This is a genomic window from Bradyrhizobium sp. Tv2a-2 (assembly GCF_000472425.1).
In the GTDB taxonomy this organism is placed as follows: Bacteria; Pseudomonadota; Alphaproteobacteria; order Rhizobiales; family Xanthobacteraceae; genus Bradyrhizobium.
This window is the reverse complement of the sequence record NZ_AXAI01000014.1, coordinates 128254-148917: the sequence shown is the minus strand read 5'-3', so window position 1 is coordinate 148917 and position 20664 is coordinate 128254. Positions and strand designations below refer to the sequence as shown.

Annotated in this window: 16 protein-coding genes and 1 pseudogene; 10 read left to right on the top strand and 7 right to left on the bottom strand. The window is 63.5% G+C overall.

Translation table 11 applies throughout. From position 1 onward, the window contains the following. Positions 1–111: 111 nt before the first annotated feature. Both A3AI_RS0127345 and A3AI_RS0127340 read right to left on the bottom strand, forming a co-directional pair. Positions 112–3291 (bottom strand): efflux RND transporter permease subunit, encoded by a 3180-nt coding sequence (locus A3AI_RS0127345; protein ID WP_024518648.1) that lies wholly within the window; start codon positions 3289–3291, stop codon positions 112–114. A gap of 45 nt (positions 3292–3336) precedes the next feature. Next, entirely contained in the window at positions 3337–4482 is a 1146-nt protein-coding gene (locus tag A3AI_RS0127340; protein ID WP_198030219.1) for an efflux RND transporter periplasmic adaptor subunit, read from the bottom strand. Positions 4483–4820: 338 nt separating this feature from the next. On the opposite strand from A3AI_RS0127340, the gene A3AI_RS0127335 reads away from it, so the two are divergent. After that, the gene (locus A3AI_RS0127335; RefSeq protein ID WP_245286958.1) at positions 4821–5468 is read left to right on the top strand and encodes a TetR/AcrR family transcriptional regulator; all 648 of its coding nucleotides are present in this window, start codon (positions 4821–4823) and stop codon (positions 5466–5468) included. 22 nt (positions 5469–5490) lie between these two features. Here A3AI_RS0127335 and A3AI_RS0127330 read toward each other — a convergent pair whose 3' ends face one another. The 3 genes from A3AI_RS0127330 to A3AI_RS0127320 form a co-directional block, all read right to left on the bottom strand. Beyond that, positions 5491–8016, bottom strand: a complete 2526-nt coding sequence (locus A3AI_RS0127330; RefSeq protein WP_245286957.1) for a branched-chain amino acid ABC transporter ATP-binding protein/permease — start codon at positions 8014–8016, stop codon at positions 5491–5493. 8 nt (positions 8017–8024) lie between these two features. Beyond that, positions 8025–8900, bottom strand: coding sequence for a branched-chain amino acid ABC transporter permease (locus A3AI_RS0127325; protein WP_024518644.1), 876 nt, complete (start codon positions 8898–8900; stop codon positions 8025–8027). Positions 8901–8989: 89 nt separating this feature from the next. Beyond that, positions 8990–10234 carry an ABC transporter substrate-binding protein gene (locus A3AI_RS0127320; RefSeq protein WP_024518643.1) on the bottom strand — a complete coding sequence of 415 codons (1245 nt, stop codon included), beginning with the start codon at positions 10232–10234 and terminating at the stop codon, positions 8990–8992. 353 nt (positions 10235–10587) lie between these two features. Here A3AI_RS0127320 and A3AI_RS0127310 point away from each other — a divergent pair, with 353 nt between their 5' ends. From A3AI_RS0127310 to A3AI_RS0127285, 6 genes and pseudogenes are all read left to right on the top strand, one after another. After that, positions 10588–12390 carry a thiamine pyrophosphate-binding protein gene (locus A3AI_RS0127310; protein ID WP_024518641.1) on the top strand — a complete coding sequence of 601 codons (1803 nt, stop codon included), beginning with the start codon at positions 10588–10590 and terminating at the stop codon, positions 12388–12390. A 31-nt stretch (positions 12391–12421) separates the two neighbouring features. Then, complete coding sequence (locus A3AI_RS0127305; protein WP_349509702.1) at positions 12422–13144, top strand: SDR family oxidoreductase; 723 nt, start codon at positions 12422–12424, stop codon at positions 13142–13144. 25 nt (positions 13145–13169) lie between these two features. Continuing rightward, positions 13170–13553, top strand: coding sequence for a cupin domain-containing protein (locus tag A3AI_RS0127300; RefSeq protein ID WP_024518639.1), 384 nt, complete (start codon positions 13170–13172; stop codon positions 13551–13553). A gap of 25 nt (positions 13554–13578) precedes the next feature. Continuing rightward, entirely contained in the window at positions 13579–14463 is an 885-nt protein-coding gene (locus A3AI_RS0127295) for an IclR family transcriptional regulator (protein WP_024518638.1), read from the top strand. A gap of 51 nt (positions 14464–14514) precedes the next feature. Beyond that, positions 14515–14673 (top strand): annotated as a pseudogene (locus A3AI_RS0127290) (FAD-binding protein); the annotation flags it as partial. A gap of 56 nt (positions 14674–14729) precedes the next feature. After that, positions 14730–15695 carry a catechol 2,3-dioxygenase gene (locus tag A3AI_RS0127285; RefSeq protein ID WP_024518636.1) on the top strand — a complete coding sequence of 322 codons (966 nt, stop codon included), beginning with the start codon at positions 14730–14732 and terminating at the stop codon, positions 15693–15695. Positions 15696–15707: 12 nt separating this feature from the next. Here A3AI_RS0127285 and A3AI_RS0127280 read toward each other — a convergent pair whose 3' ends face one another. Together A3AI_RS0127280 and A3AI_RS0127275 are read right to left on the bottom strand one after the other, a co-directional pair. Next, the gene (locus A3AI_RS0127280) at positions 15708–16526 is read right to left on the bottom strand and encodes a transporter substrate-binding domain-containing protein (RefSeq protein ID WP_036049695.1); all 819 of its coding nucleotides are present in this window, start codon (positions 16524–16526) and stop codon (positions 15708–15710) included. Then, positions 16484–17404, bottom strand: coding sequence for a tripartite tricarboxylate transporter substrate binding protein (locus A3AI_RS0127275; protein ID WP_051382512.1), 921 nt, complete (start codon positions 17402–17404; stop codon positions 16484–16486). The genes A3AI_RS0127280 and A3AI_RS0127275 overlap by 43 nt, the downstream gene beginning before the upstream one ends. Positions 17405–17594: 190 nt before the next feature. On the opposite strand from A3AI_RS0127275, the gene A3AI_RS0127270 reads away from it, so the two are divergent. From A3AI_RS0127270 to dctA, 3 genes are all read left to right on the top strand, one after another. Continuing rightward, complete coding sequence (locus A3AI_RS0127270; protein ID WP_024518633.1) at positions 17595–18308, top strand: TetR/AcrR family transcriptional regulator; 714 nt, start codon at positions 17595–17597, stop codon at positions 18306–18308. A 112-nt stretch (positions 18309–18420) separates the two neighbouring features. Next, on the top strand, positions 18421–19293 hold the full coding sequence (locus A3AI_RS0127265; RefSeq protein WP_036049692.1) for an amidohydrolase family protein: 873 nt from the start codon (positions 18421–18423) through the stop codon (positions 19291–19293). A gap of 26 nt (positions 19294–19319) precedes the next feature. Continuing rightward, positions 19320–20618, top strand: coding sequence for a C4-dicarboxylate transporter DctA (gene dctA, locus A3AI_RS0127260; RefSeq protein WP_024518631.1), 1299 nt, complete (start codon positions 19320–19322; stop codon positions 20616–20618). Positions 20619–20664 lie beyond the last annotated feature (46 nt).

Here is a 20664-nt window from a genome sequence, read left to right as displayed (position 1 = left end):
CTCCTATCTCCTCGTCCGGCTAATCAATTGGCTCGATAGTGGGGCCCGCGTCGCCGTGCCCAGCACCAACGCATAGCCGCCAATCCAAGCGCCATGCGCACCTTGTCCTCCTCACGTGGTGACCTCCGGCACCTTGGCATGCGCGGCGTCGGCTGCCTCCCGCCGTGGCTTCTTGCCACTGAAGCTGCGCACAAAGGTATAGAAGGCCGGCGTGAACAACAGGCCGAACCCGGTCACACCCAGCATGCCGGCGAAGACCGCCGTGCCCAGCGATTGCCGCATCTCCGAGCCGGCGCCGGTTGCGACCACGAGCGGCGCGACGCCAAAGACGAAGGCGAGCGACGTCATCAGGATCGGCCGCAACCGGGTGCGTGCCGCAGTCACGGCAGCCTCGACAGGGGTGGCACCGCTTTCCTCGGTCTGCCGCGCGAACTCCACGATCAGGATCGCGTTCTTGGCGGCAAGGCCCACCAGCACGACGAAGCCGATCTGGGCCAGCACGTCGATGGGCATGCCGCGCATCAACAATCCCGTCACGGAGGCCAGAAGGCACATCGGGACGATCATCACGACCGCGAGCGGCAGATTCCAGCTCTCATATTGTGCCGCGAGCACGAGGAACACGAACAAGGCCGCCGCGCCGAACACCAGCAGGGACGAGGTTCCCGGCTGTTGCTGCTGGAAGGCGAGTTCGGTCCACTCGAAGCCGATGCCCTGCGGCAGCACTTCACGGGCAAGCTCCTCCATCCGGTGCAGTGCGGTGCCGGTCGCAACGCCCGGCGCAGCTACTCCCATCACTTCGGCCGCGGGAAACAGATCGTAGCGTGGCACGCGATAGGGCGCATTCTCCGATCTCAGCTGCGCCACCGTGCCGATCGGCACCATCTCGCCCGACGTATTGCGCGCTTTGAGCCGCGCGATGTCCTGCGGATCCTGACGGAAGCTGCCGTCGGCCTGCGCAATCACTTCATAAGTACGGCCGAGATAGTTGAAGTCGTTGACATATTGCGAGCCGAGATAAACCTGCAGCGTGTTGAAGACATCCGTCGGCGTAAGCCCAACCTTCTCGGCCTTCTCGCGGTCGATGTCGGCGTAGACAGATGGCGAGCGCGTGCCGAACAGGGTAAAGACGCCGGCAAAGCTCCGATCCTTGTTGGCGGCCGCGACCAGCGCCTGCGCCGCCTTCGACAGCGCCTCCGATCCAAGACCGGCGCGGTCCTGCAGCATCATCTTGAAGCCGCCGGCATTGCCGATGCCTTGGACCGGCGGCGGCGGGATGGTCAGCACATAGGCTTCCTGGATCACCGACAGGCGCTTGCGCAGGTCGGCCAGCACGCTGTTGGCCGTCAGCCCCTTGACCTCGTGATTGTACAGCGAGGGCAGGCCGGAAAAGATCGTTCCGGCATTGGACGCGATGGTGAAGGTGGTCGCATCCAGTCCCGCGAACGGCGCGACGTGCTCGACGCCTGGCGTCGACATGATGATGTCGATCGCCTTCTTGACCACTGCCTCCGTACGCTCAAGCGTCGCACCCGGTGGCAATTGCACGACCGTGATCAGATAGCCCTGGTCCTGCTCCGGAATGAAGCCGGTGGGGGCACGGGCGAACTGGAATCCGGCGACGCCAATCAGCATTGCATAGGCGACGAGGACGACGCCGGTCACCTGGACCAGCCGCCGCGTCAGCCGTCCATAGCTGGTCGACAGCCAGTTGAAGCCGAAATTGAAGCGGTCAAAACCCACCTCCACCATGCGTGCGATCCACGACGCCTGCTTCTTGTGCCCCGGCACGTGAGCCTTGAACAGCACCGCACAGAGGGCAGGGCTCAGGGTCAGCGAGACGAAGCAGGAGATCAAGGTCGAGGCGGCGATGGTGATGGCGAATTGCCGGAAGAACTGCCCGGTGATGCCGGACAGGAACGCCGACGGCACAAACACCGCACAGAGCGTCAGCGCGATCGAGATCAGCGCGCCGCCGACCTCGTTCATCGTGACATGGGCGGCCTCGACCGGCGTCATGCCGCGCTCGAGATTGCGCTCGACATTCTCTACGACGACGATGGCGTCGTCGACCACGATGCCGACTGCCAGCACAAGGCCGAACAGCGACAGATTGTTCAGCGAGATACCGAGCACATAGAGAAACGTGAAGGTACCGAGCAGCGAGACCGGGATCGCGATGACAGGAATGATCGCCGCGCGCCAGCTCTGCAGGAACAGGAACACGACGCCGACCACCAGCAGGATCGCGACGAAGATCGTCTTGATCACCTCGTCGACCGATTTGCCGACAAAGATGGTCGGATCATAGATGACCTTGTAGTCGAGGCCGGGGGGAAAGTCTTTTTGCAGTGTCTGCATGGTGTCGAGCACCTCGTGCTCGACGGCGAGCGAATTCGCGCCCGGCTGGGCAAAGATCAGAAGCGGCATGCCGGGGCCGCGGTCCATGAACGCGGTCGAGCCGTAATCGGCGGCGCCGATCTCGACCCGCCCGACGTCGCGCAGCCGCGTCACGCGGCCTTCGCCATCCGACTTCAGCACGACGGAGGCGAATTGCTCGGGCGTGGACAGCCGGCCGAGCGTCTGCACGTTGAGCTGATAGGCCTGCTTCGACGCGACTGGCGGCTGGTTCAGCACACCAGCCGAAACCTGGACGTTCTGGGCCTGCAATGCAGCGAGCACCTCGCTCGCATTCAGGTTATGGGCTGCGACCTTGTCAGGGTCGAGCCAGATGCGCATGGCATATTCGCGACCGGCAAAGATCTGCACATCGCCGACGCCGGGCAGGCGCGCCAGCACGTCCTTCACATGCAGCGTTGCGTAGTTGGAGATATAAAGCGTGTCGCGGGAGCTGTCGGGCGAATAGAGATGCACCGCGAGCAGGATGTTGGGCGTTGCCTTCCGGACCTGCACGCCGAGCCGCTGCACGTCTTCGGGCAAGCGGGGCAGCGCATCCTGCACGCGGTTCTGCGTCAGCATCTGCGCGACGTTGAGGTCGGTGCCGATCCGGAACGTCACGGTGAGGGTGAGCTTGCCGTCGCCGGTGGACTGGCTGCTCATGTAAAGCATGTTCTCGACGCCATTGATCTGCTGCTCGAGGGGCGTCGAGACCGTCCGCGAAACGGTCTCCGCGGATGCACCGGGATAGACGGTCGTGATCTGGACCGTGGGCGGCACGATCTCCGGATATTGCGCGACCGGCAGGATGGCGAGCGCGCCAAGGCCGATCAGCGTCACGAAGACGCTCAGCACGGTCGCGAAGATCGGCCGGTCGATGAAGCTGTGTGTCACGGGAGGAGTTCCTGTCTCGGCCTTGCTGTCTCAGCTCTTGTGCTTTCAACCTCGGCCGTCGGCCGATGCGTCGTAGTGGATGGTGCCGTCCTGCGGCGCGACCTTGGCGCCGGGCATGGCATGCACGACACCGTCGATGACCACGCGATCGTTTACGTCGAGGCCGGAGCGGATCACCCGCAATCCGCCGCGGAGGTCGCCCGTTGTCACGATCTTGGGCTTGACGACGGAGTCGGGGCCGACCGTCATCACCAGATGCTGGGACTGATCGGGCACGACCGCCGCGTCAGGCAGCAGGAAGACGGGCGCGGGCGGTGCGATCGCGACGCGCAGACGGGCGAACTGGCCCGGCGCCAGGAAGAGGTCTGCATTGGGAACGGTAGCACGGGCATGAATGGTGCCGCTGGAGCGATCGAGCGCATTGTCGATGAAGTCGAGCGTCCCCTCGCGAGCGAAGCCGTTCTCGTCGGAAAGGCTGATCAGAACATTACTGGCGAGCGGACCGCCGACGCGCGCGCGCTCGCGCGAGAAGGTGAGAAAATCGGACTCGCTCATGTCGAAGTCGAGATAGAGCGGATCGAGCGAGACCAGCGTCGTCAGCAGGGTGGTCGGGCTGGTGGCGGCGCGGCTGCCCGCGATCAGGCCGCCGATCGAGACCTGGCGCGCGCCAATGCGACCCGTGAAAGGGGCCCGCACGCGGCAATATTCGAGATCGAGCTCGGCGTCACGCACGCGCGCTTTTGCATCCTCGACCGCGGCCTGCGACGAATCCTGGTCGGAGGTGCGCTGGTCGACCGTCTCCTGGGTGGCAAACTCGTTGCGCTTGAGCGATTGCGCGCGCGTCAGCTGGTTGTTGGCAAGCGCGACGCGAGCCTCCGCGGTCTGCACCGCCGCATTCGCCTGCGCGAGCTTGATCTCGTAGGGCCTCGGATCGATCACGAAAAGGAGGTCGCCCTTATGAACGATCTGGCCGTCCTGGAAGTGGATCTCGGTCAACGTGCCGCCAACCTGGGCGCGCAGTTCGACGCGGTTCACCGCCGAGAACTGACCGAGAAAGCCGGCTGTCGTATCGACCTCCCGCTGCAGGGGCTGGCTTACGGTCACGACCGGGGCTGGCGTCGGCGCTGCGACCGCCTGGCCGCCGCGTTTAGGTCCGTAGTCGAGCCAGGCGAAAAGGCCGCCGGCTATCACAACTGCGCCTATCGCGAATGCGCGCACCAACCGCCGGCGCGGTCTGGGTGCAGATGCGGGTTCGCGGAGCGGTTCTCTTTCGAGCTTCGAAGGGTCGCTGATCTGATCCATGAGGCTGCCCATAAGTCCTTGCCAGGCCGCGCGAACGTCGGTGACGGCCGCGGCGGCGTCCTGAACCGCAAGCGCCGGTCGTTCCAACGTGTCGAGGTCGTGATGCCGAGCACTTGTCATTTGAATTGGAATAAAGCTGCGTTGGGTGTTGATATTTGGAGCGGGAACTCCAATATGCTGGGTCGGATATAGACTTGGGGAGGCGCCTTTCAAGGATTTTTGGAGCGATGACACCAAAAATAATTCAAGGGAGTAAGCGCGGCCGGGGACGGCCAGCGGTCTTTGACCGCAGCAAGGCGCTGTTCGAGGCGATGAAGCTGTTCTGGGAGCGTGGCTATGAGGGAACGTCCTTCGACGACCTGATAGGCGCAATGGGAATCAGCGCGTCGAGCTTCTACAATTCGTTTGGCAGCAAGGAAGCGCTCTATTGCGAAGCCACCCGAGCCTATCTGGATTGGGCCGGCCAATGGTTCTTCGCCATTCTCAACGAGCCTTCGACGGATGCGAGGACGGCCTTCGCGCTTCTGTTGGAGGCGACCGCGGAAGAATTCACCCGCGGCGATCATCCCCCGGGCTGCATGATTTCGCTTGCCGGTACGCATTGTTCGCCCGGCATGAGGAACATCCGCGACATGATGAGCGAGCATCGCGCTTTTTCGGAAAGTGCGATGGCGGCGCGAATTCGAAAGGGCATCGCCGACGGCGACGTGCCGGCCGATACCGATTGCGGCATGCTGGCCGCTTACTACAGCGCCGTTGCGCGTGGCCTTGCAGTGCAGGCGCGTGACGGCGCATCGCGCGAGAAGCTCTCGGAAATCGCAAAGGTGGCCATGCGCGCCTGGCCGCCGGGAAAGGCGAGGGACGCGCGGCGGTAGGCCGCAGCCGTCGATGATGCCGTCAGAGCCAGAGGATTTGCTTGCGATAGGTGAGGTCGGTCAGCAGCGGCTCGGCCGGGCCTTCGTGGAACACCGCGCCGCGTTCGAGCGCGAAGACGCGGTCGGCGAGCGCGAGCACGAGATCGAGATTGTGCTCGACGATCACGATGGAGAGGTGCCGGCGGAGCTGGTCGAACACCTTGAACAGCTCGAGGGTCACCGCCGGGGCGAGTCCTTCGAAGGGCTCGTCGAGCAAAAGCAGCTTGACGTTGCCTGACATGGCGCGGGCGACCGCGACCATCTGCTGCTCGCCGCCGGAGAGATAATCCGCAGCGACATCCAACCGCTCCTTGAGCTGCGGGAAATATTGCAGGATGCGCGCCTCGTCCCAGACGACCCCGGTCGAGCCGTCGGTCTTGCGGGCAAGCCGGCCGAGCGCGAGATTGTCCCGCACCGTCATGCCGGCGAACAGGCCGCGGCCCTGCGGCACATAGCCTATGCCGCGCCGCGCGATCTCGGTCGCGGGCCAGCGCGCGATGTCCTCGCCCTCGAATTCGATACGACCCGAGGCGGCCGGCACCAGGCCCGCAATGGTCTTGACCAGCGTCGACTTGCCGGCGCCGTTGCGGCCGAGCAGGGCGACGATCTCGCCCTCGCGGACCTCGAGTGTGGCGTCATTGAGAATGTGGCTCTTGCCATAGAAGGTGTTGATACGCTCAAAGCGCAGCAAGGTTGGTGCGGTCGTCGCGGCCCCGTCGATGCGCTGGCGCTCGACCGCGGGAATGCCGGTGCCGGTGTAGATCTCCTGCACCCGCAAATCCGCGCGCACAGCAGCAGGGCACGCGCTCATCAGCACCTCGCCCTGGTTCATCACGGTGACGGTCTTGGAGAAGTCTAGCACGCGGTCGATATCGTGCTCGACGATCAGGACGGGGATGTTGGCGGCAATATTCCTGACGAGGTTGGAAACGCGCTCGCGCTCGGCCGCGGCAAGGCCTGCGAGCGGTTCGTCCAGCAGCAGCACTTGCGGCTTGGAGCCGAGCGCGATGCCGAGATCGACCAGGCGCTGGCCGCCATAGGAGAGCTCGCTGGCCTCGATATGCTCGATGCCTTCGAGCCCGAGAAACTTCATCAGCTCGGCGGTCTCGGCATGGATTTCGGCAAAGTGATCGATGTCGCGCCAGATGTTGAAGCGCATCGGTCGGCGCGCCTGCAGCGACAGCCGGAGGTTCTCATAGATGGAGAGGCCGCGAAACAGATTGGTGATCTGGAAGGAGCGCGCGAGGCCCTGATGGCAGATCAGGTCGGACCCGATGCCCTGAATGTCGCGGCCTTGCAGGCGCACGGTACCCCGGTCGGGCCGATAGAGGCCGGAGACGAGATTGAACAGCGTGGTCTTGCCTGCGCCGTTCGGACCGATCAGGGCATGGATCTCGCCGGCATTCACGGCAATGCTTGCGTCGTTGACGGCACGAATGCCGCCAAAATGTTTGGAGATGCCGGCGACCTCCAGCACGGTGCCTTTGAGTGCCTCCGGGCGAAGAAACGCCGGCAGTGGCAGGCCGTCATAGATCCTGCGCTTGCTCATGGCGGCCGATTCCTCAGGCGCGGGCCGGTAGCGGCGCAGCACTTTCCCGGCGATGCCGACGAGACCGTCGGGCGAGTACATCACGAAGCCAACAAAGGTCAGCCCAAACCAAAGCAGCCAGTCCGACGTCCAGATCGAGAACAGCTCGCGGAACAGGATGAAGAAGATCGCGCCGAGCGCGGGACCCAGCATGCTGCGCATGCCGCCGATCACCACCATCGCCAGCAATTCGCCGGCAAACGGCACCGAGACGGCTTCCGCCGAGACCAGGTAATTCTGGAAAGCGACCAGCGCGCCGGCGAGACCGGTGACGACCGCCGAGATCACGAACACGGCGAGCTTGTAGCGCTCGACAGGGTAACCCTGGAACGAGGCGCGCTGCTGGTTCTCGCGGATCGCCACCAGCACATGGCCGAACGGCGAGCGCACCAGGCGCAACAGGACATAGAGCACGCCAAGCGCGATCGCAGCGACGACGACATAATAGGCAAGGGCGTTGTCGAGCGAGATGCCGGCGATGCCACCGCGCTTCAAGCCGCCGAGCCCGTCCTCGCCGCCGGTGACGGCAGTCCAGCGGAATGCGGTGGTGTAGGTCAGCGCCGCGAGCGCGAGCGTCAGCAGCGAGAAATAGACGCCGCGCCGCCGGAGGATGACGATGCCGATGAGGAAGGACGACGCGGCGGTGACGAGCATCGCAAGCAGGAGCGGCAACCAGATCTGGTCGGGAAAGTAAAGCAGCTGGATCAGCCCGGCCGCATAGGCGCCGATGCCGAACCAGGTCGAATGGCCGAAAGAGACGAGCCCGGTATAGCCGATGCAGAGGTTGAGACCCATGGTGGCAATCCCAAGCGCGACCGCCCAGATACCGGTGTTGAGCGAAAGCCCAAGCGCTCGCAGCAAAAAGGGCAACGCCACAAGCGCAAGCGCCGCCAGCAGCAGCGGCCGGACCCGAGCTCGCATTGATATCGTCATTCGAATTTCTCGATACGCTCGCCGAGCAGCCCGCGCGGGCGCACCAGCAAGACCGCAAACATCAGGATGTAGATCGAGGCTTCGCCCGCTGCGGGCGCGAAGTGGATGGTGGTGCCGCGCACCACGCCGACCAGAAGTGCTGCGAGCACGACGCCCCAGAAGCTGCCGAGACCGCCGATCACGACGACGACAAAGGCAACGGTGATGATCTCGGCGCCCATCGCGGGATGCACGACAGTGATCGGCGCGAAGAAAGCGCCGCCGAGCGCGGCCATGCCGACGCCAAGCATCACGATCGCGGTCATGTAGGGCTGCAACCGGATGCCGAGTGCAGCCACCATGTCGGGCCGCTGCATGCCGGCGCGCACCACCCGCCCAAACGAGGTCTTGTGCAAGAGCAGCCATACGCCGAGCAGCACCGCCGCGACCACGGCAAGGATCAGGAGGCGGTAGCGCGAGAACAGGAAGTCGCCGAGAAAGACCGAGCCGCGAAAAGCCGGCGGGATCGAGGCCGACAGGGGCGCAGCGCCCCAGATGATCCGGATCGCCTGTTCCGTCACCATCGCGAGCCCAAAGGTGACGAGCAGGCCGAGAATGGGATCGGCCGTGTAGAAACGTCGCAGGATGAAGCGCTCAAAGAGAATGCCAAGCAACGCGACCGCAATCGGCGAGATCACCACCGCGGGGCCGAAGCCGAGATATTTGGTGAGTTCGACGGAAGCGTAGGCGCCGAGCGCGTAGAACGCGCCATGGGCGAGGTTGACGATGCCACCGACGCTGAAGATCAGCGACAGCCCAAGCGCGATCAACAGGTAATAACCTCCGAGCACGAGGCCATTGACCACCTGTTCCAGCAAGAACTCGAACTGCATCTGTGTTCCGCTTGTCTTCGACGAAAGCGGCGCCGGCTCATCAGTGCCGGCGCCGTTGACGCCAACCGCTTGACTGCGCGAGGCGGCCGTCAGGTCTTCATTTCACAGGGATTCTGCTCTTTGGTCGGATAGATCGATTCCAGCGGCGCGCCGCCCGCCGGCACCGCGTCGCCCAGCACCAGCATGTCCCACTGATCCTTCATCTCCTCCTTCGGCTTCACCGTGAAGGGATAGGCTTCCTGCACCAGCTGATGGTCCCAGCTGCGGAAATAGGCCTTGCGCGCCTTCATGATGTCGAACTGCGACTGCTTCTCGAAATAGGTGATCAGCGCTTCGCTGTCCGTCGACTTGGTCTCGTTGACCGCCTGCGCCAGAAGTTTCAACGTGACGTAGTCGATCCAGGCGTGGTTCTCCGGCGGCTTGCCATATTTCTTGGTGAAGGCGGCGACGAAGGCCTTCGACTGGGGATTGTCGAGAGTGTGATACCAGACGGTCGGCCAGGTGCCGCTGAGATTGCCCGCGCCAGCCGCCCAGGCGTCGCCTGTGTTGAGGTTGAAGCCGACCAGAGGATAGGGGAAGCCGAACTCCGCATATTGCTTGACCAGGTTGGTCACCTGGTTGCCGGCGAGGTTGCAGCAGACCACGTCGGGCTTGGCCTGGCGGACTTTCAGCAGGTAGGGGCTGAAATCGGTGACGTCGGTTGCGATCAATTCATCGCCGATCAGGTTGGCGTCATTGGCGGCGAAGAAGAGTTTTGCCGCCTTGAGCAGGTCATGACCGAAAATGTAATCCGCGGTCAGCGTGAAGAACTTCTTGCCCTTCACCATGCCCTTCTCCTTGAGCGCGGTGCCGACGGCGTTGACCATCACGGTGTTCGGAATGTCGCAGTGGAAGGCATAGCGGTTGCAGTCCTTGCCGCGCAGCGCATCCGAGCGGGCGCCGGTCGAGAAAAATACCTTCTTGTTGCGTTGGGCGACCTGCATGATCGTCAGCGACGACGCCGAGGAAATTTCGCCGAGCAGCACGACGGCACCATCCTGCTCGATCATGCGCTGCGCCTTGGTCGAGGCCGTCGCCGGGTTGACCGAGTCTTCCGAGATCAGGTCGATTTGCCTGCCCAGAATGCCGCCGCTCTGGTTGAGTTCTTCCGCGGCCAGCTTCACGCCAAGCTGCGCGTAGCTGCCGATTGCGCCGAGAAAGCCGGTGAGCGGCGTGAGATGACCGATCTTGATCTTGTCGCTCTGGCCATAGCTGATGGCCGGAAAGCCGAGCGCAGAGACGCCTGCCAGCGCCGCGCCGGTCGTGAGAAGCCGCCGTCTCGAGACCCGCAGCATGGTGATTTCCCTCCCAATATTTGCGACATTATGAAATGTATTCTTTTATTGTTGAACAGATATTCCCGGAGCAGGCTGACGATGTCAACTGGTCGAAAGACCAGAGTATTGGTGCGGCGCGGTTCGATATGGTCGCGCTGAGCCCTACAGAGAAGGAAAATCATGCTCCATCGCCGCGCACTTGGCGGTCTCGAGCGAAACACCAGGCCGCTATGGTCTCGGTCGGCCTCGCCTAGGTGATGCGACAATATTAATTGACGTGCAACAATATGATAAATACCGTGCCTCGCCTTGGGCGGACACGAAGTCGGTCGTGGACGATCCGAGCCGAAAGTCCAGGAGGAAGCGAGCTCATGCCGTCGCGCAATGCACTCAACGGTGCCCAGGTCATTGTCGATTACCTGATTCAGGAGAAGGTACCGCAGGTGTTCGGCCTGTGCGGCCACGGCAACATCCAGTTCATCGACGCGCTCTATGAGCGCTCCTCCGAAATCAAGACCATCTCGGTGCATCATGAGAGCGTCGCCGGCTTCATGGCCGACGTGTATTACCGCGTCTCCGGCAAGCCGACCGCGAGCTTCACATCCTGTGGCCCTGGCTCCGCAAACCTGCCGATCTCGCTCGCCAACGCCTTCCTCGACTCCGTCCCGTTCATGGCGGTGACCGGCAACGTGCCGACCAGCCAGTTCAATCGCGGCGCGTTCCAGGAGATGTACCGGCATTATCAGGCCGACTTCCCCTCCACCGTGCGCACCATGTGCAAGAAGGTGTTCCAGCCGACGCGCGGCGAGATGGTGCCGCTTGCCGTGCGGCAGGCTTGGAAGACCATGGTGACCGGGCGGCCGGGACCGGTGGTGCTCGACGTTCCGTTCGACGTATTCATGGAGTCGGCGGCGGAGGAGGCGCCCAACGCGCAGAGCTGGAACGCCAACATTTCCAGCCGCTGCGGCGCCGATCCCGAAGGCGTCGTGAAAGCCGTCGATATGTTGTTGAGCGCCGAGCGGCCGGTGATGCTGGTTGGCCAAGGCGTGCGTTACGGCGGCGCGAGCGAGGAGTTGAAGCGTCTCGCCGAGCGCTTGCAGATTCCGGTGGCGGCTTCCGCAAGCGGATTGGGCGCGCTCGACGTCAACCACCCGCTGGCGCTTGGGCTTGTCGCGCGCGCTGGGCACTACCAGGCCAATCACGCCACGCGCCAGGCCGACGTGCTGATGGCACTCGGTGTCCGCTTCGACGACCGGACATCGAGCTCATGGATTCCCGGCTACTCCTTTACCATTCCGCCGACGCGGCTCATTCATGTCGACATCGATCCCGAGGAGATCGGGCGCAACTATCCGGTCGCGCTCGGCCTGATGGCCGATGTCCGCACCTTCCTGCGCCAGATCAACGACGAGCTAGATCGCCGCAGCGACCTCAGGAAGAAGGAAGACGCGCGCAAAGAGTGGCTGGCGCAGATCGATGTCTATCGCAAGGAATGGGACAAGTTCGTCGCGCCCGGCTTTTCCGACGACACCACGCCGGTCAATCCGCAGCGTGCGGCGCATGAGATCGACAAGGCGCTGCCGGAAGACGCGATCCTGGTCAGCGACATCGGTGTGCATCACAACTGGCTGCTCGGCTTCTGCAAGCCCAAGCGTCCGGATTCGCTGATCGGCTCGATGGGCTTTGGCCCGATGGGCTTCGGTGTCGCTGGCGTGATGGGTGCAAAATTCGCAGCCCCCGACCGTCCCTGCGTCTCCGTCTGCGGCGACGGCGCCTTCTTCATGCACGCCAACGTGCTCGGCACCGCAGTCGAATACAATCTGCCTGTGGTCTGGGTGGTCTGGAACAATTACGCCTATGCCTCGATCCGCGGCTTGCAGCGGGGTTATCTCGAGGGCCGTGAGCTTGCGACCGACTTCCACGATCCCATGACCGGCCAGCGCTACAATCCGGATTTCGCGGCGATGGCGCGCTCCTGTGGCGTCGAGGGCGTGCGCGTCGATCGCGCCGGCGATATCGGCGAGGCGATCCGCAAAGGCATTGCCGCCAACAAACCCTATCTGATCGATGTCGATATTGCCGCGGACATCAATCCCGCCGGTGCCGGCGTTTGGGAACTGCCGGGGCTCGGCCGCAGCAGGCCGGGCATTGGTGTGCAGTTTCAGCCGACGTAAATGGCCGGATATCAAGGAAACAAAGCTTGAGGTGAGCAGAGGGAACGCGATGTTGCTTGCAGGACAAAAAGTGGTTGTGGTCGGCGGTTCGTCCGGCATTGGGCTTGCGACGGCGGAGCTTGCGAAAAAAGAAGGTGCCGAGGTCGTGATCGCCTCGCGCAACAAGGATCGGCTCACGCCTGCTGCCGAAAAGATCGGTGCCACGGCCATGGTCGCCGACGTCACCAGCGACGACAGCGTGGCGGCGCTGTTCAAGTCGGTCGGCGTCGTCGATCACGTCGTCGTCACGGCCGCCCAGTTGCGCTCAGGACCGTTCAAGACGGTGCCCATGGAGGATGTGCGCGCCACCATGGAAGGCAAGTTCTGGGGTGCCTGGCGCGTAGCGCGTTCGGCAGAGATCCGCAAGGGCGGCTCCCTGACACTGGTCTCGGGCTTTCTCAGCATCAGGCCGCGGCCGGCCTCCGCGATCGTGGGGGCGGCGAACGGTGCGATCGAATCGCTGGCGCGAAGCCTGGCGCTCGAACTCGCGCCGGTGCGCGTCAACGCGGTGTCGCCCGGCGTGATCGATACCCCGATCCGCGCGGCGATGCCGGAAGCCACGCGGCAGGAGATGCTGGCGAAAACTGCGGCCTCGCTCCCGGTGGGACGGGTCGGGGTCGGCGAGGATATCGCACGCCAGATCCTGGCCTTCATGACCATCGGATTTGCCACGGGATCGGTGGTCTATCTCGATGGCGGCGCGCTAGTGTCCTGATGTAGGCGATTAAAGGAGACGCTCGATGGCTTCTGAACAAGGCGGCGCAATCATCCGCAACATCGCCGAAGTGCCGTGGCGGGAGTTTCCCAATCATTTTGGCGGCGCGCTGTCAAAACCGCTGGTGATGCCGGAGACGGCAGGCTCAAAGCATATCGATTACCGGATTTCGATGTATCAGCCGATGGCCCATGTCGCAAAGCACAAGCATGCGGTCCAGGAGCAGGTCTATCATGTGCTCAAAGGCGAGGGATTGATGGAGATCGGCAACACCCGCCAAGTGGTGCGCAAGCACGATGTCATCTTCCTGCCACCGGGTGTCGAGCACTCGATCGCCAATTCGGGCCTGGTCGATCTGGTTTTTCTGGTCGTCACTTCGCCGGTGACGGATGACGAGGGACCGGTCTGACGAAAACGGAAAGCGAGCAGAACCGATGAATGTGAGGACACAGAGCGGAGCCAAGAGCCGCGGCAAGGGTGTGGCCGAGAGCGCAAGCAACGGCGAGGCCGCGGCGGCGCCGCAGCCACCGGCCGCAATCGAGGCGCCGGACGACAAGCGCGCCGGCGGCGTGCAGTCGCTCGCGCGTGCCTTCAGCATTCTGGAAGAAGTCGCGCGCAGCCGCGACGGCATCAATCTCGCCGAACTGAGTCGGAAGGTTGGCTTGCACAACAGCACGACCTTTCACCTGGTCAAGACCATGGTTTCGCTCGGTTACATCCGCCAGATCAAGGACGACAAGCGCTATCGGATCGGCCGGCCGCTGTTCGCGCTTGCCGCGAACGCGCTCGACGAGATCGAGATGGTCAGTCTCGCTACGCCTGTGCTGGAAGACCTGTCGCGCGAGACCGGCGAGAGCGGCCATTTTGCCGTGCCCATGGGCGATTCCGTCGTGGTGATTGCGCGCACGGCCGGCACCGGCGCGTTCCAGTTGACGGAGCGGGTCGGCGTCGTTCGCCCCGCGCATTGCACGGCGCTGGGCAAGGTCATCCTCGCGGCGCTGAAACCGGAGCTGCTCGACGGCTTTTTAAAGCGCGTGGAGCTTGCGCCGGTGACGCAGAACTCCATCACCGATGCCGCCGCCCTTCGGAAGAACATCGAGGACGTCCGGCAAAGTGGAATTGCTTTCGATGACGGCGAGTTCAATCCCGAGGTGCGTTGCATCGCCGTGCCCGTGAAGGATTTCACCGGCCAGATCATGGGGGCAGTCGGCATTTCCGGACCGATCTGGCGCCTCAATATCCAGGCCCTGCAAGGTCGCGCGCGGGCCGTGCAGGCTGCGGCACGGCGGCTGTCGGCGGAGTTCGGCTGTCGGGACTAGCGGAAGATGCCTGCGGCTACACGTCCTCGCTCGGAAGCCTATGACGTCATTGTACTGCACGATGACGGCTCTGTCATCGCTGGGCTCTGCGCTTGCGGCAACGACATGACCTCGATCATGAACGGAAACTATCCGGGCCCGGGAATTACGCTTGGACCGGCGCTGACATTCGGCTACATCGCCGGGAAGCATTTGGCACGCGGCGCATGAGCCGCTCTGCGCTGCGTCCGTTTTCATAAATTGAAATGAAACAGCAGGTCGACACGATGCAAAACGAACCGATCATGGATGTGGCCCATCTTGCCCATCTCGAAATCTTCTCGCCGGTGCCGGACAAGAGCCTGTCCTTCTTTGTCGATGTGCTCGGCATGACCGTAAGCGGCACCAAGGGCGATTCCGTCTATCTGCGGGGCTGGGACGATTATGAGCGCTACTCGCTGAAGCTGACGGGATCGAAGACCTCGGGCCTCGGGCATGCGGCGTTCCGTGCCCGCAGCCCGCAGGCGCTGGAGCGGCGGGTTGCCGCGTTGAAAGGCTCCGGCTTCGAGGTGGGCTGGATAGACGGCGACATCGGGCACGGGCCGGCCTACCAGTTCCGCGATCCTGACGGCCATCTGCTCGAACTCTATTACGAGACGGAGTGGTTCAAGCCGTCGCCCGAGCAAACGCCGTCACTGAAGAACCAGGCGCAGCGCTTTCCCGCACGCGGCGTCAATGTGCGCCGGCTTGACCATTTCAACGGGCTCGCGGCCGATATCAAGGCAAACCGGCTGTTCTTCGAAAAATATCTCGGTGCGCGCACCACCGAGCAGATCGTGCTCGACGACGGCACCGAGGCCGGCATGTGGCTGACCTTCACCAACAAGAGCTATGACTTCGCCTATACGCGCGATCACACCGGCACCAAGGGCCGCTTTCACCACGTGACCTATGCGCTCGACAGCCGCGAGGAAATCCTGCGCGCTGCGGATATCTTCCTGGAGAACGGCGTCTATATCGAGACGGGCCCGCACAAGCATGCTGTGCAGCAGACCTTCTTCCTCTATGTCTATGAGCCCGGTGGCAACCGCGTCGAGGTTGCGAATGCCGGCGCGCGGCTGGTGCTGGCGCCGGACTGGAAGCCGATCGTCTGGACCGAGGCCGAACGCAAGAAGGGCCAGGCCTGGGGCTTGAAGACGATTGAGTCCTTCCACACCCACGGCACGCCGCCGGTTGAGGCCAAGCACTCCTGACGTGGCGCGCGGTCAATCCTTCGGCTTGACCGCGCCCTTCAGCCCCGCTTGCGCCTCGACCTGCTCGAGCCGTCCGTTCGACTGGACATCCCGGACAAAGGCATCGAGAAACGGCTTTGCGCTGTCGCGTCCCTTGGGAACGGCGATGGCCATGTGCTCCTGTCCCCAATTGCCGTCCAGCACGCGCGCGCCCGGCAGCTGTTCCGCCATCTGGAACAGGATCGCCTTGTTGGTGGCATAGACATCGAGCTCGCCCTTGCGGATCGCCTCGATGCCACGTGCGACACTTTCCTTGGAGATGATGGTGGCATTCCCTAACGTTTCAGACAGTACCCGCTCTGAGGTGCCACCCTTGGTCACGCCGATGCGGATGCCCGGACGCTCCAGCGCTTTGGCGCTCGTAATTGGTGAATTGGCCGGCACAAGATAGCCGAGTTCGACGGCTAGCAGCGTCTGGCTGAAGTCAACGTCTTTCGCGCGCACCGGCGTCGCGTTGGTAACGGTGAAATCGACCTTGCCATCTTTAATTGCGCCGACGACCTCTGCAATCCGCAGGAAGGGAACGTAGTCGACCGGGACGTGCAGCCGGTCGGCGAATTCCTTGCCCAGCTCATAGGTCACGCCATGGGTTTCATGGCTGACGGGATCAGTCACCATCGAGGTCGGGCTGCCGACATAAACACCTACGCGCAAATGGCCGGTCGGTGCGAGAAGCTGTGCTTCGTCGCCGGCGTGCAAAGCAGTCGCGTTGAGAAGCGCGCAAGCGACCAGTGCACTGCCAGCCAGTCTCACTGCGCGCGAATGTTGGCTGCCTTCAACACCGGCTCCCATTTTTTCACCTCCGCGTGCATGAACGCATCAAACTCGGCTGGCGTGCTGCCCGCCGGTGTTGCGCCGATCTGCACCAGCGTCTTCTCGACGACAGGATCCTGCAGCGCTGCCTTCAGGTCGGTTTGTATCTTCGCTGCGAGTTCAGGCGGCATTTTGGCAGGCCCGAGGAAGCCCCACCACACCGAGACGTCGTAGCCGGGCACGCCCGACTCCGCCACCGTCGGAACATCTGGAAGTGCCTTGGAACGCTCCGCCGATGTCACGGCAAGCGCACGCACCGCGCCGCCGTCGAGCTGGCCGACCACCTCCGCGAGCGGATTGAAGCTGAGCGGAATCTCGCCCGCGATCACGGCGGTGATCGCCGGCGCACCGCCCTTGTAGGGAATGGCGACGATCTTGACGTCCGCCATGTATTTCAGGAGCTCGCCGGCCAGATGCGCCGAGGTGCCGTTGCCCGACATGCCGTAGGACAGCGAATCCGGCTGCTTGCGCGAGGCCGCCAGCACGTCCTGCAGAGTCTTGAACGGACCTTGCTTGGCCGCCATGATTGCGAGCGGCGAGGAGGCGACCTCGCTGATGGCGGTAAAATCCTTGAAGGTGTCGTAGGGCAGGCTCGGATAGATGAACTGGTTGAGCGGATGACCGCTCGCGACCAGGATCAGCGTGTATCCGTCGGGAGCTGATTGCGTCAGCGCCTGCGAGGCGACAATGCCGCCGGCGCCGGGGCGGTTGTCGATGACGGGCTGCTGGCCCCAGATCTTTGCGAGCGATTGGCCGAGCGTGCGCGCCAACACATCGACGGCACCGCCTGCCGCGTAGGGCACCAGAATATGGACCGGCTTGGTAGGAAAGCTTTCAGCCCCGGCTGGGCTCGTCATGGCAAGCGCAAGGGATGCAAGACACAATAGTCGTTTGATCGAAGCCGGCATGCCTGGCGTACTCCCCGGTTGTTTTCGCATCTCGCCGCCTCGGGTCAAACCCCGCGCGGCAGCGTTGTTTCGGGTGCAGTACTAGCGCCCATGTTTATTGTTGACCAGACCTGTTCTTTTGTACATTAGTACAAATGGCATGGTCCGAAAGCTCCAGAGCAAGCCGACTGCGGCGCGCAAGCCCAATATGCGCGAGGCGATCCTGTGCGCTGCGGAGGAGCTGTTCTCGACCAACGGATTCAACGCGGTCTCGGTGCGCGACATCGCGCTGGCAGCCGGCGCCAATCCCGGCAGCGTCACCTATCACTTCAAGACCAAGGACGGGCTGCTGCTGGAGATCTACCGCCGGCATTGCGGGCCGATGAACCTGCGCCGCTCCGAGCTCCTCTCTGCTGCGAAGCGCGTGCGCGACCTGCAGGACCGGCTCGAGGCGATCGTGCGCGCCTATGTCTTGCCCGCTTTCTCCTCCGGCAGCGACCTCGCAGGCGGCGGCGCGCGCTTCACGCGGCTGCGCGCCGTGATGTCGGCCGAAGGCAACGAGGTCGCGCGGCGCATCATTGCGCAGACCTTCGACGACACCAGCCACGCCTTCATCGATGCGATCAACGAAAGCCTGCCGCATATTCCGCGCACCGAGATCGTCTGGCGCAGCCATTTTCTGCTCGGCGCGCTGTATTACTCGCTGGTGACGCCGGAGCGTGTCTCGCGCCTGTCGCGCGGCGAGGCCGATGGTGCGGACGCTGGCCATGCCATCGAGGAGCTGGTGCGCGCGACCGTCGCCTCGATGCAGGCGCCGCCGCTCGACCAGCCAGTACGGACGCGCCGCCGGGCCGCGTCACACAGCAAGTCATAAGAACAAAGTCACCGCTGCTCTGTTCTGCAGCCTATGCGCCGGATCCCGCCACCCAACAGAAGCTCCTCGTCGAAAATCCTGCTCGTCTGTTCAAGTTCACCCAAGGCTGATCATGTACACGCCGACCATTCCGGGACCCGATCCCCACACCAGGATCCCGAAATTCAAGCTGCCGCCGCTCGCCTGTGACGCGCATTGCCACATCTTCGGGCCAGGCTCGAAATATCCTTATGCGGCGGACCGGCCCTATACGCCGCCTGACGCGGGGCTGGAGGATTTCCGGGCGCTGCATGCCAGGCTCGGCGTCGGCCGCGCTGTCATCGTCAATGCCAGCGTCCACGGCACCGACAACCGCGTTGCGCTGGACGCAATCGCGGAGAGCAACGGCGCCTACCGGGCGGTCGCCAATATCGACGACACCATCACCGAGCGCGGATTGCGCGAGCTGCATGACGGCGGCTTTCGCGGCTGTCGCTTCAACTTCGTCCGCCATCTCGGCGGCGTTCCCGATATCGGCGTATTCGAGCGGGTGATTGCGATGATCGCGCCGCTCGGCTGGCATGTCGATCTGCACTTCGATGCCATCGATCTTCCCGAATATGCCGACATGCTGGCGCGCCTGCCGGTGCGCTACACCATCGATCATATGGGCCGCGTCAAGGCTGCCGATGGGCTCGACCAGCTTCCCTTCCGCACCCTGATCGAGCTGATGCATCGCGACGAAAAATGCTGGGTCAAGGTCTGCGGCTGCGAGCGGGTGTCTTCCGCGGGACCTCCGTTCACTGATGCCGTGCCTTTTGCGCGGAAAATCGTCGAGACGGCGCCGGATCGGGTGATCTGGGGCACGGATTGGCCGCATCCCAATGTGAAGGTGATGCCGAATGACGGCGACCTGGTCGATCTGGTGCCGCTGTTCGCGCCGGAAACGGAGCTGCAGTGGAAGATCCTGGTGAGCAACCCCGCGCGGCTGTTCGAGTTTGACTGATCCGGCAAGCAAAAATTGGGGCTGAGATGACAACTCTGATCATCGAGAAGCAGCGGACCGGATCCTGGTGGAAGGAGCTCTGGGTGCAGGTGCTGATCGCGATGGCGGCCGGCGTCCTGCTCGGCGCTGTCAGCCCCGGCCTTGGCGCCCAGATGCAGCCGCTGGGCGATGCCTTCATCAAGGTGATCCGGATGCTGATCGCGCCAATCATCTTCTGTACCGTCGTGCACGGCATCGCGCATATGGCCGACATGGCCCGGGTCGGCCGCGTCGCGTTGAAGGCGATCGTCTATTTCGAGATCATGACCACGATTGCGCTGATCATTGGATTGATCGCGGTCAATGTCCTGAAGCCCGGCGCCGGGATGAACATCGATCCGGCCAGCATCAATGCCGCTGCGATCGAGCCCTATGTCAAGCAGACCGCCGCTGTCGGCTTCGTGCCGTTTTTGATGAATATCATCCCGGGCACGTTCGTCGGCGCCTTCGCCGAAGGCAATATCCTGCAGGTGCTTTTCATCGCCGTCGTCTGCGGCTTCGCCCTGGTGCAGCTCGGTGAGCGTGCCAAGCCGCTGGTCGATATCATCGACATCGCGGCAAAGATGATCTTTGCCGTTGTCGGCATCGTGATGTGGGCCGCGCCGATCGGCGCGTTCGGTGCGATTGCCTTCACCGTCGGCAAATTCGGCGTCGGCTCGCTGGCCTCGCTCGGCAAGCTCCTGGTCTGCTTCTACCTCACTTGCGTGGTCTTCATCATTGTTGCGCTCGGCCCGGTGGCCCGGCTCTGCGGCTTCAGCTTGTTGAAGCTGATCCGCTACATCCGGGCCGAGCTCCTGATCTGCATCGCAACGACCTCGTCGGAGACGGTGCTGCCGCGGATGATCTCCAAGCTCGAAAACCTTGGCTGTGAGGAGAGTGTGGTCGGGCTCGTGATCCCGACCGGCTATTCCTTCAATCTCGACGGCACCTGCCTCTATCTCGCCACGACGAGCGTCTTCCTGGCCCAGGCGACCAACACGCCGCTCGATCTGGGGCAGCAGATTGCGCTTCTCATTATCCTGCTTGTCACCTCGAAGGGGGCTGCCGGCATCGCCGGAGCGGCCTTTGTCGTGCTGGCGGCGACGCTTGCGGCGACGGGAACGATACCGGTCGCGAGCGTGGCGCTGGTGCTCGGAATCCATCGCCTGATGTCGCAGGCGCTGACGCCGACCAATCTCGTCGGCAATGCGGTCGCGACCATCGTCGTCGCCAAATGGGAGAACGCGGTTGACGAAAACCGCCTCAAGCGCGTGCTTGACGGCGATGCGCGGCTGGCCACGCCGTGAGAGCTGGCCACGCTGAGAGATCTGACCAAACGGAGTTATTGAAATC

What these genes read in the sequence shown, in the direction of transcription:
- dctA (WP_024518631.1), top strand. Translation starts at nt 19,320, where the DNA reads ATGACAACTCTGATCATCGAGAAGCAGCGGACCGGATCCTGGTGGAAG.
- A3AI_RS0127335 (WP_245286958.1), top strand. Translation starts at nt 4,821, where the DNA reads ATGACACCAAAAATAATTCAAGGGAGTAAGCGCGGCCGGGGACGGCCA.
- A3AI_RS0127325 (WP_024518644.1), bottom strand. Translation starts at nt 8,900, where the DNA reads ATGCAGTTCGAGTTCTTGCTGGAACAGGTGGTCAATGGCCTCGTGCTC.
- A3AI_RS0127265 (WP_036049692.1), top strand. Translation starts at nt 18,421, where the DNA reads ATGTACACGCCGACCATTCCGGGACCCGATCCCCACACCAGGATCCCG.
- A3AI_RS0127280 (WP_036049695.1), bottom strand. Translation starts at nt 16,526, where the DNA reads ATGGGAGCCGGTGTTGAAGGCAGCCAACATTCGCGCGCAGTGAGACTG.
- A3AI_RS0127310 (WP_024518641.1), top strand. Translation starts at nt 10,588, where the DNA reads ATGCCGTCGCGCAATGCACTCAACGGTGCCCAGGTCATTGTCGATTAC.
- A3AI_RS0127320 (WP_024518643.1), bottom strand. Translation starts at nt 10,234, where the DNA reads ATGCTGCGGGTCTCGAGACGGCGGCTTCTCACGACCGGCGCGGCGCTG.
- A3AI_RS0127285 (WP_024518636.1), top strand. Translation starts at nt 14,730, where the DNA reads ATGCAAAACGAACCGATCATGGATGTGGCCCATCTTGCCCATCTCGAA.
- A3AI_RS0127330 (WP_245286957.1), bottom strand. Translation starts at nt 8,016, where the DNA reads ATGCGAGCTCGGGTCCGGCCGCTGCTGCTGGCGGCGCTTGCGCTTGTG.
- A3AI_RS0127295 (WP_024518638.1), top strand. Translation starts at nt 13,579, where the DNA reads ATGAATGTGAGGACACAGAGCGGAGCCAAGAGCCGCGGCAAGGGTGTG.
- A3AI_RS0127300 (WP_024518639.1), top strand. Translation starts at nt 13,170, where the DNA reads ATGGCTTCTGAACAAGGCGGCGCAATCATCCGCAACATCGCCGAAGTG.
- A3AI_RS0127270 (WP_024518633.1), top strand. Translation starts at nt 17,595, where the DNA reads ATGGTCCGAAAGCTCCAGAGCAAGCCGACTGCGGCGCGCAAGCCCAAT.
- A3AI_RS0127275 (WP_051382512.1), bottom strand. Translation starts at nt 17,404, where the DNA reads ATGACGAGCCCAGCCGGGGCTGAAAGCTTTCCTACCAAGCCGGTCCAT.